Source organism: Microvirga calopogonii, from assembly GCF_003347665.1.
GTDB classification, from domain to species: Bacteria; Pseudomonadota; Alphaproteobacteria; order Rhizobiales; family Beijerinckiaceae; genus Microvirga; species Microvirga calopogonii.
Window position 1 is genome coordinate 1 of the sequence record NZ_QDGA01000178.1, and the last position, 5906, is coordinate 5906.

General features: G+C 62.0%; 6 protein-coding genes. 4 read left to right on the plus strand and 2 right to left on the minus strand.

Features of this window, described 5'->3' with window-relative positions; genetic code table 11:
• On the minus strand, positions 1–740 hold a 740-nt coding region (ku, locus tag DDF70_RS35025; RefSeq protein WP_114949112.1), incomplete at its 3' end, for a non-homologous end joining protein Ku.
• Between the two features lie 198 nt (positions 741–938).
• Here ku and DDF70_RS35030 point away from each other — a divergent pair.
• On the plus strand, positions 939–1127 hold the full coding sequence (locus tag DDF70_RS35030; RefSeq protein ID WP_114949113.1) for a DUF3606 domain-containing protein: 189 nt from the start codon (positions 939–941) through the stop codon (positions 1125–1127).
• A gap of 32 nt (positions 1128–1159) precedes the next feature.
• Entirely contained in the window at positions 1160–1888 is a 729-nt protein-coding gene (locus tag DDF70_RS35035; RefSeq protein ID WP_114949114.1) for a DUF72 domain-containing protein, read from the plus strand.
• A 27-nt stretch (positions 1889–1915) separates the two neighbouring features.
• Here DDF70_RS35035 and DDF70_RS35040 read toward each other — a convergent pair whose 3' ends face one another.
• Positions 1916–2230, minus strand: a complete 315-nt coding sequence (locus tag DDF70_RS35040) for an EthD family reductase (RefSeq protein ID WP_114949115.1) — start codon at positions 2228–2230, stop codon at positions 1916–1918.
• 405 nt (positions 2231–2635) lie between these two features.
• Here DDF70_RS35040 and DDF70_RS35045 point away from each other — a divergent pair, with 405 nt between their 5' ends.
• Both DDF70_RS35045 and DDF70_RS35050 read left to right on the plus strand, forming a co-directional pair.
• On the plus strand, positions 2636–3883 hold the full coding sequence (locus DDF70_RS35045) for a glycosyltransferase (RefSeq protein WP_114949116.1): 1248 nt from the start codon (positions 2636–2638) through the stop codon (positions 3881–3883).
• 507 nt (positions 3884–4390) lie between these two features.
• Positions 4391–5731: an IS1380 family transposase gene (locus DDF70_RS35050; RefSeq protein ID WP_114946107.1), complete on the plus strand. Its 1341-nt coding sequence runs from the start codon at positions 4391–4393 to the stop codon at positions 5729–5731.
• Positions 5732–5906: the final 175 nt, after the last annotated feature.

Consider the following 5906-nt stretch of genomic DNA (forward strand, 5'->3'; position numbering starts at 1 on the left):
AGATTGACGACGTTCGAGGGCTTCTCGGACGGCTCCTCTTTCAGCGGCTTGCCGGCCTGCTTCGACTTCAGCAGCTCGGCGACCGCTTCCTCGTACCGGTCATCAAATTGCTTCGGATCGAAATGGGCCGCCTTGCTGTCGATGATGTGCGCGGCGAGATCCTTCATCTCCTTGGGATACTTCACCTCGCTGATCTCATCGAAGACCTTGTCTTCGTCGCGAACCTCGTCGGCCGCGTGCAGCGTCGTGCCGACAAGCCCTTCGTCGAGAGGCTCCAGCAGGATCATGCGTTCACGCCGCGCCAGCACAATACGGGCAATGCCAGCCATGCCTTTGTCGCGGATGGCATCCCGAATGACGCAGAAGGCTTCGCTCGACACCTTGTCGGTCGGGGCGATGTAGTAGGCCGTGTCGAGGAAGCGCTCATCGACCTCCTCGCGTGGCACAAAGCTCTCGATGTCGATCGTGTGGGTGCTTTCCAGCTTCAGAGCGTCGAGTTCTTCGTCCTCGACCTGGATGTAGCTGCCCTTCCCGACCGCGAACCCTTTGACCTGGTCTTCACTCTCGACGACCTCTTCCGTCTCGCTGTCGACGAACTGGCGCTTCACGCGGTTGCCGGTTTTGCGGTTGAGGGTGTTGAACCGGATCTTCCCGCCCGACGAGGTGGAGGGGTATAGGCCGACTGCGCAGGACACCAACGAGAGCTTGATGTGGCCTTTCCAAACCGTCCGTTCAGCCATGGGTGGAACTCCCAGAAGTACGCTACTGCGTGACGGCCCTAACAACCTTGACCGGCAGCCTCACGAGTCAGCAACGTCGCCCCAAAATGACTCGTTCCGAGTTCTCCACAGGAGTCTCGGGGTTGGTTAACGCACCAGGAAACCACTCCCCATCGTGGCGCATTTTTGAAGTGTAATTTTTGTGTAAGGAGTAACGGAATGTCTGATGACAAAGCCAATCGCGGTGGTGCGGACCGGGGACGTGTCGCCGGCGGAGAAGAATACGAGGTCGGCTACTTTGCCCGGAAGCACGGCATCAGCGTTGTGCAGGCCGAAGAGTTGATCAGAGAGCACGGGAACAGCCGCGAGAAGCTGGATGAAGCGGCTGGAAGGCTCAAGCGAGGCTGACTCCTGACAACCCAGCGCCCTGATATTGGGGTATGAGTGAGCACCGCATCTTTGTTGGGACCGCCGCCTGGGCGATCCCAAAGCAGTACGATGACGCCTTCCCGAGCGAGGGCAGTCATCTCGTGCGTTATACGAGCCGGTTTGACGGCGTCGAGATCAACTCCTCGTTTTATCGCCCCCATCGCGTGTCGACCTATCAGCGCTGGGCCGGGGATGTCCCGGACAACTTCCGCTTTGCCGTGAAAATGCCGAAGACGATCACCCATGAGGCCCGTCTGCGCGATATCGACGAGCCGTTGCAGCGCTTTCTAAGCGAAATCGCCGGACTGGGGTCGAAGCTCGGACCAGTTCTCATTCAGCTTCCTCCAAGCCTGAAGTTCGCCCCCGCGGACGTGCGAGAGTTCGTTGAGAGGCTTCGAGCCTCCTTCGCCGGGGATCTGGTCTGTGAGCCGCGGCACGCCTCATGGTTCACCGCCGATGTTGACGCCTTCCTCCTGGAGCACCGGATCGCCCGGGTGGCGGCCGATCCGAAGCCTCATCCGAGTGCCGGGATTCCGGGCGGCTGGACCGGGCTGGTTTACTACCGCCTGCATGGATCGCCGAAAATGTACTACTCGGCGTACTCGCACGAGGTCATCACGGAAACTGCCAAGACCCTTGGAGACCATGTGAAAGCCGGTCGAGCAGCCTGGTGCATCTTCGACAATACGGCTGCTTTCGCGGCCACCGGCGATGCGCTAAGCGCATTGAAGCTTCTTTAGTCTCAGCCGCCTGACGCGCCGACGCCCCTACCCTCCAATGACTTCGCTGATCTGCACGATGGGCGCGATGTCCGTATAGTTGGCGACGTCCGCGCGGATCTCCGGGGAGTGGGGAAAGAACGCCTCCTGGAATGTCTCCAGGGTCGGCGAGTAGATGTGGCACGCCGCAACGAACTCTGGCGCGCTGCCCGGTTCGCGACCCGCAAAGCCCTTTTCGATCTCGTAGCGCAGGCAGGCATCGCCGAGCCGTTCCTGGATCAGTGGCATGTGGCGGGTGCGGTAGTAATCGTGATCGAACTTCGAGCCGCCATTGGCCGGATAGTAGACGCTGAACTTGATCATGGTCAGGCTCCTGTCTGAACGTCTCTCCGAGCGTCCGAGCGGCCCTTATAGGTCATCGGCTCGTAAAACGCATCCAGATTTAGCTAAAGCGGGTTCGACGAAAGCAAGCCCGCGCGACTTGCTCGGTAGCAGCGGCTTGATCACCGTCTATTCGAAATCCGTCAACTCGTAGCGACGCTGGCGCCATCAGCAGCTTCCCTCAAGAAGCTTGGATCAGAACCTTGCAGCTACCGCCATTAGTTTATGAGTGCGTGACCTAGTGAGCGAATGTTGATAGCTCGAGGGAAAATGGAAGAGCCATCACATCCTTCCATTATTGATTTGTAGCGGACCCCCGGCTTGCGGCAAGCCCCCGGTCATGGCCCATAAACGCTGCCCTCGATCAACCTTGAGGGAGCTTTGAAGATGCGTGTGCTGTTATCGACTTATGGGTCGCGTGGGGATGTCCAGCCGCTGGTGGCCCTTGGTCTGGCCTTACAATCGATGGGTGTCGAGCCGCTGGTATCCGCCCCGGCCGATGCGGAGTTCGTCGAGCTCCTTGAGCGAGAGGGCCTGCCGATGGCGCCAGCCTTCATGCCAGTGCGCCAGTGGATCGAGCAGGCGAAACAATCAGGCCTAAAGCTGCCCGAACTGGCAGCCAAGATGGTGCCGTCCCAATATGAGGCGATTGCTGCGGCGGCCGAGGGCTGTGATGCGATTGTCGCGACCGGCCTGTTCCCGTCGGTAGCGGCGGCGCAATCTGTTGCCGAAATGCTGGGCCTCCATTTCAGCTGGGCGGCCTTTTGCCCGCTCATGGTGCCCTCGCCGCACCACCCGCCCATGGAATACCCGGGCTGGCCGCACCCGCCGGAACTGACCGACAACCTGGCTCTGTGGGCGTTCAACGCCCAGGCGAAGAACGCGCTCTTCGGTGAAGCGGTCAACACTTACCGCGCCTCAATCGGCTTGCCGACCCTCGCCAATGTCCGCGACCATGTCTTTACACATCGACCATGGCTGGCATCAGACCCGGTTCTCGGCCCATGGCGTCCGACTGACCTGAACGACACTGTCCAGACGGGGGCCTGGATCCAGCCGGACAGCCGTCCGCTCCCAGCCGAGTTGGAGGCTTTTCTCGCTTCTGGGGCGCCTCCGGTTTATGTCGGCTTCGGCAGCATGGCCATGCAGGCCGCCGAGGACCCAGCCCGAACAGCCATTGAGGCGGTCCGGGCTCAGGGCCGGCGCGTGATCCTTGGCCGAGGCTGGGCCAATCTCGCGTTGATCGATGATCAGGAAGACTGTTTCGTTGTCGGCGAGGTGAACCAGCAGGCGCTTTTCGCCCGGGTCGCCGCGGTCGTGCACCATGGCGGCGCCGGAACGACCACAGCGGCTGCCCGCGCTGGCGCGCCTCAGGTGGTGGTGCCTCAAGTTGCCGACCAGCCCTTTTGGGCCAGCCGTGTCACCGAACTCGACATTGGTGCGGCGCACGACGGCCCGATTCCGAGTGCCGGGTCGCTCTTGGCTCCGCTCAGGACGGTGTTGGCGGCGGGTACCCGCGAGCGAGCGTTCGCCCTCGCTAAGACGATCCGCAGCAATGGAGCGGTAGTTGCTGCCGAGATGCTGATTGCTGCGATCCAAGGGGAATCCCGGTTGGGCTCGCGCCGCCCTCATTGAGGCCTGACAGAAAATGGAAAAGCCCAGGCTCCGGGGCGTACGGACAGGGTGCCTTCGCACCTCCGCCTCGCGCACTACGGGCCTGGGCTAATGTGGTACCAGACGGGCGCTCGCATCGTCAGGCAAGCGCAGGAACAGCTCGTGCCGGAGTACATCCGTCCGGCACGGTCACATCGGAGCACGCGGTGACGCCCGTCGCTCACGAAGTCCACATACGATGTCCGCTGGGGTAAGCCTGATATAAGGATTGATATAAAATTCGCAAGCCAGTCAGCGCGAACATTGTGTCGCAGGCTCGCCAGACTTTTGGGACTGGAGGCCATCACATCGGATTGCCGATGGCTCTCGGCCGAGCACGGAGATCCGACTGAGCCCTGCTCACCGCGATCGTAACTCCTAGCCCGGAAAATTCATGGAGGGTTGGCGGGTGTAGCTCAAGCCCCTGAGATGACTTAGGATTTGGTTGTCGAAGCCGATCCGCGTCATTTCTGGGAGAACCCACCCGCCATGAACCACTCTACGCTTCCACTACCGGGCCTGTCACCTGTTACCGGCAAAACCGTACTGGCTCGGTTCGACGGCGGCCTGCTGTCCTCCGACGCCGGAGTTCTCGCCCTGCGCGAGGTGGAGAAGCGTTTGGGTGTCGCCGAGCGGCTCGCCGCGTGCATCGATGACCCACGCTCTCAGGATCAGGTCATTCATCGCCTGGCCGATCTGATCCGCTTCCGGCTGTTGATGATCGCTGCCGGTTATGAGGATTGCAACGACGCCATCAGCCTGCGCTCCGACCCGATCTTCAAGATGGCGCAGGACGTGCTGCCATCGGATCGCCATCTCGCCTCACAGCCGACGCTCTCGCGCCTGGAGAATATGCCCGATGCGCGGTCGCTGCTGCGTATGGGACGCACGATGATCGATCTGTACTGCGCTTCGTTCGGACAGGTGCCGAAGCAGATCGTGCTCGACCTCGACGACACTTTCGATGCCGTTCACGGCGACCAGCAGCTGCGGCTGTTCAATGCCCATTACGACGAATACGGCTTTCAGCCCATAGTCGTGTTCGACGGTGAGGGCCGCTTCATCACGGCCGTGCTGCGGCCGGCCCGTCGGCCCAAGGGCAGCGAGATCCGGGCTCATCTGCGCCGGCTCATCCGGGCGATCCGAACCCACTGGCCCACCACCCGCATCCTGATCCGGGCTGACAGCCATTACTGCGGTCCGCTGGTGATCGATTGGTGCCGAGCCAACGGCGTTGACTTCATCCTCGGAGTGGCCTCAACCTCGACCCTGCGCCGGCACGTTGCGGGTCTGGAGGCGAGCGCCAAGGCGCGCTTTGCCGCGGCTCCTCGGAAAGGCAAGGTGCGGCGCTTCACGGAGTTCTTCGACGGTGCTGCAAGCTGGAGCCGGGTCGAGCGCATCATCGCTCGTGTCGAAGCGGGCGCGCAGGGCAGCGACACGCGGTTCATCGTCACCAATCTCACTGGCGGCAAAGCCAGAACGCTCTATGAGCGGATCTACTGTCGGCGCGGCACGGCGGAAAACCACATCAAGGCCTGGAAAGCCCACCTGGCGGCCGACCGCACGTCCTGCTCCCGAGCGACGGCGAACCAATTCCGGCTGTTCCTGCATGCCGGCGCCTATTGGCTGATGTGGGTCCTGCGGGCGAGGATGCCGAAGCGCTCGCTCTGGCGCATCGCGCAATTCGACACCTTGCGGCTGCGCCTGATCAAGATCGCCGCCCGGGTGGTTGAACGGAAGACCCAGATCCAGCTGCACTTGCCGAGCGCCTGTCCTGACCAGACGATCCTGCGCGTGGTTCTCGGCCGTCTGCCGCGCCTCGTCACCTGATCAATGGGGCGCACACGCCCCTGACCCGAGCCCTGTCCCGTCCACCTGCAAACCCGCCGCTCTCATCCGCCAAGCCGAATCCTTGGAGGTGGTGAAGACATGCCTGAAAGCCCGTCAAAGCTACCAGTAAGGCTCGCAAAGCCAACCTCAGAAGGGTCGCCGTGAATTAATCGGG